Consider the following 3,387-nt stretch of genomic DNA (forward strand, 5'->3'; position numbering starts at 1 on the left):
GGCAGGGGCCCCCGGCGGGCGCATGACCGCCATAACGGCTTCCACGAGTTCACCGACAAGGAGCCGGGCATCAAATATCTGCTCGACCAGCAATCGGGCGACTGGAAGCAGGACCAAGCCTATAATCTGATGGCCAACGCGCTGAAGAGCAACGAGAAGATCGATCTCGTTTACGGCCACAACGACCCGATGGCCTACGGCGCCTATCTCGCTGCCAAGGATGTCGGCCGCGAGAAGGACATCAAGTTCATCGGCATCGACGGTCTGCCCAACGAAGGCGTGCAAATGGTGAACAAGGGCGAGCTGACGGCCACCTTCACCTATGTCACCCCCGGCGCCGAAGGCCTGCGCCAGGCGATCAAGTTCCTCAACGGCGAGAAGGTCGAAAAGACCATCACTTTGCCGACCGAGAAGATCACCAAGGAAAACGCCGCCCAGGTGCTGAAGGACAACGGCCTCTGAGCCAAAACGTCCTGCCGGGTGCTTTTTGGCGCCCGGCAGGACGATCTAAGCCAGCTTGGCCAGCAATTTCATGAAGGTGGCGATCTCCTTGGCCGAGAGCGGCGCCAGCGTCTCCTGGGTGATTTCGCGGGCCAGCGGGATCAGGCGCTCGATGGCGTCGCGCCCCTCCGCGGTCAGATTGACCAGCAGCCGCCTTTTGTCGACCTCGTGCTTGGAAAGCTCGACCAGGCCGCGCGCCTTCAGCCGGTCGATGACGCCCTTCACCGTCGCCGCGTCCATGGCGATCAGCGTGCCGAGCTGGTTCTGCGAGGTCTCGCCGACATCGCGCAGCTTGGCGAGTGCGGCGAATTGCGGCGGCGTCAGATCGCCGATATGCGCGGCAAAGATCGAGACATGCCGCTGATGCGCCTTGCGCAGGATGAAGCCGACCTGTTCCTGCAAGAGGTAATCCTGGTCGTCCGGCGTCTCGACCTCGACCAGCTTCAGCAGATTGTCCTCGGTGCTCACCGCAGCCCGTCCCAGGCCTTGATATCCCCGGCGGCCAAGCCACCCATGCGGTCGTGCACGCGCGGGCCGCAGGTCATGGCGAGGCAGAACAGGATCTCGTCGGGGCGCGGGCCATCGCTGATGCCGACTTCCATGGCATCGAAATGGCTGCGCACATAGGCGGCGTTGATGTGGCCGAGCGGCACGTCGAGCTTTGAACCGAAAGCGCCAACCTTCTTCGCCGACGGCACGATCGCCTTGGCGTCGCCGAGCCGTTCGCGCATGGCGTAGCCGCCGGGCACATGCCAGAGTGCACCGTGCTCCAGCTCACCCCCCGTGCCGACAATGGCGCCCTTGCCATAGCCGTCGATCTGTTTCACGTCGCCGCCGAGCGCCGCGATCAGCCGGTCGGCAAGCAGCAGGCCAAGCGGCTTTAGATCGTCCATGGCACTCTGTAGGTCCTCGACATAGCGCCCGGCGAATGGGTTCTTGACCAGCGCCATGGCGGCGGCGCGGCGGCGCGGCACCTTGGCCAGCGGCCCGCCCTCATGGAAGATCTCTTCGGTCAGCACCGCGATCTTGCGGATCGGAAACTCAGGCATGGGCAACTTCCTCCCTCAAACTTTTGTTGGGCGCGGCAAGCGCAACCGAGCCACTGATGCGGATCTCACCGCCAAGAAACAGCGCCGATCCGGCAATCAGGCCGCGCCGGCGAAAATCTTCGGCGACGGCAAGGCCATTGTCCAGCGCCCGCACCACTTCGCCAGGTGCAAGCGTGCCGACGCCATGTGTCACCAGGCGCGCGCCGAGATCGCTGTCAGGCGACAGTTCGTGTGCGGGAATGCGCTTGATGGCCGGATTGCCGGGCAGGTCCACCGCGTTGGCAATGAGCGTCGCCGCCGCATCGGCCTCGGCGCCAGTCCGCGCCAGCACGGTGACGGCGTCTGCAATGCCAAGTGAGAAGGAGCGGCCGCGCCAGCCGCTGGTGGCGACGCCGCGAATGCCATCTTCCGCGCGGATCGTGATCCGGTCGGCGATGCCGTTGCCGGTGCCGGCGATCGCCAAGCCCATCGACTGGCCCTTGCCGATATGGATTGCGCAGTCGCCGCCATTGTTGACATAGGCGCGATCGAGCTTGCGACCGGCAAGCAATGCGGCGAGCATTTCGTCGGCTACCGATCCTGCAACTGCGGCCATCGGTGTTATGAAGCATTCCGCCAGGGGTATGACGGCTGCTTCCATGCGGTGCGCCGTCGGGCCGGCGAAGGTGCGCGGCGCCAGGAAAAACGCCGGGAGCCGCAATTCGGGGAGCTCCTCGACCAACTCCATCAGGATCGTCTGAAAGCGCGTGACGGCTTGAGTGTAGGCAGCACGACACTCATCCGCTTCGCCAAAGGCCTCGACGATCAGGTCGATCGGCCCGTGGTTGAGATGCAGCCGCTTGCCGTCCTGCAGCCAATGCGTTTGCGGGCCGTCCATCATCCGGTCTCGTTCGACGCCGCGCGGCGCAATTGCGCCAGCGGCGGCCATGGATTGCTGGCCGTAGCACCGGTGCCGCGGCGCGGATTGAGGTATTCGCCACCCTTGGCAACGATATCCTCGACGCTGCGGATCTCGGCCTCGTAGCCGCCCAGCCTGATGTAGTCGTCGCGGCGCAAGGTGAATTCGATCGGCGCCACCAGCGCCGGCGTCGGGACATAGCCGAAGGCGCCTTCCGGCACCCTGGTGACATCGACCATCAGCGTGATGCCGCCGCCCGGCCAGACATAGACCGGCGCGCCGCCGACCGTCACATAGGTGGTCAGGCCCTGCACGGAACGGGTGAGGTTGACCGGGTTTTCGGTGACGCCGGCGCGCAGTGAACCGCCGGCGCCGCCGATAAACAGCACGGTGCACAAAGCCGGCTCACAATTGTCCTCGATCAGCCCGACGGACTTTTGCAGCCGTTCGGGAAACGGTTTTTGGACCGGCTTCAGTTCGTCGTCGAGCTCGTAATAGGCGAACTGCTCGCCGGTGGTCGAAACCATCAGCAGCGACAGGCCCGGCCGCGCGCCCTTCTTGGCATTCCACTCGCCGAGAATCGACAGCGGGTCGGAAATGCTGGTGCCGCCCCAGCCCAACCCGGGCTCGGAGACCTTGAAATAGCGGCCCGGCGTCGAACGGCGGCCGATGATTTTTATACCCGTATCCTGCCAGCCCAGCACCTTGCCGGCCTGATGCTCCGAAACGACGCCGGTGATGTGGTCGTCGACCACCACCACCTCGTCGACCAGGCCACGCCATTGCGTGGCGAACATGCCGATGGTTGCCGAGCCGCAGCCGACACGCATGCGGTGTTCCTGCTTGCCGTCGATGACAGGCGGTTTGCCGGCTTCGACTGTTATGGTGGCGCCGCCGTCTATGGCCAATTCCACCGGCTTGCGGTTGCACAGATTGAGC

The 3,387-nt window shown here is 64.8% G+C and carries 4 protein-coding genes and 1 pseudogene; 1 reads left to right on the top strand and 4 read right to left on the bottom strand.

What is annotated here, in order from left to right; all coding sequences use genetic code 11:
- Positions 1-462 (top strand): substrate-binding domain-containing protein (locus EN935_RS27500; RefSeq protein ID WP_164771379.1); only part of this gene is annotated, 462 nt, incomplete at its 5' end.
- Between the two features lie 45 nt (positions 463-507).
- Here the strand turns inward: EN935_RS27500 and EN935_RS27505 are convergent.
- The 4 genes and pseudogenes from EN935_RS27505 to EN935_RS27520 all read right to left on the bottom strand — a co-directional run.
- Positions 508-969, bottom strand: a complete 462-nt coding sequence (locus EN935_RS27505) for a MarR family transcriptional regulator (protein WP_109667225.1) — start codon at positions 967-969, stop codon at positions 508-510.
- On the bottom strand, positions 966-1,550 hold the full coding sequence (locus EN935_RS27510; protein ID WP_127262591.1) for an amino acid synthesis family protein: 585 nt from the start codon (positions 1,548-1,550) through the stop codon (positions 966-968). Before EN935_RS27510 ends, EN935_RS27505 begins: the two co-directional genes overlap by 4 nt.
- Positions 1,543-2,427: a UPF0280 family protein gene (locus tag EN935_RS27515; protein ID WP_127262607.1), complete on the bottom strand. Its 885-nt coding sequence runs from the start codon at positions 2,425-2,427 to the stop codon at positions 1,543-1,545. The genes EN935_RS27510 and EN935_RS27515 overlap by 8 nt, the downstream gene beginning before the upstream one ends.
- A pseudogene (locus EN935_RS27520) lies at positions 2,427-3,387 on the bottom strand (6-hydroxynicotinate reductase); the annotation flags it as partial. The pseudogene EN935_RS27520 and the gene EN935_RS27515, both read right to left, overlap by 1 nt.

It is taken from the genome of Mesorhizobium sp. M7D.F.Ca.US.004.03.1.1 (assembly GCF_003998635.1).
In the GTDB taxonomy this organism is placed as follows: Bacteria; Pseudomonadota; Alphaproteobacteria; order Rhizobiales; family Rhizobiaceae; genus Mesorhizobium; species Mesorhizobium loti.

Excerpts from the sequence above, each read along its gene's own strand:
- EN935_RS27515 (WP_127262607.1), bottom strand. The coding sequence starts at position 2,427 with ATGGACGGCCCGCAAACGCATTGGCTGCAGGACGGCAAGCGGCTGCAT.
- EN935_RS27510 (WP_127262591.1), bottom strand. The coding sequence starts at position 1,550 with ATGCCTGAGTTTCCGATCCGCAAGATCGCGGTGCTGACCGAAGAGATC.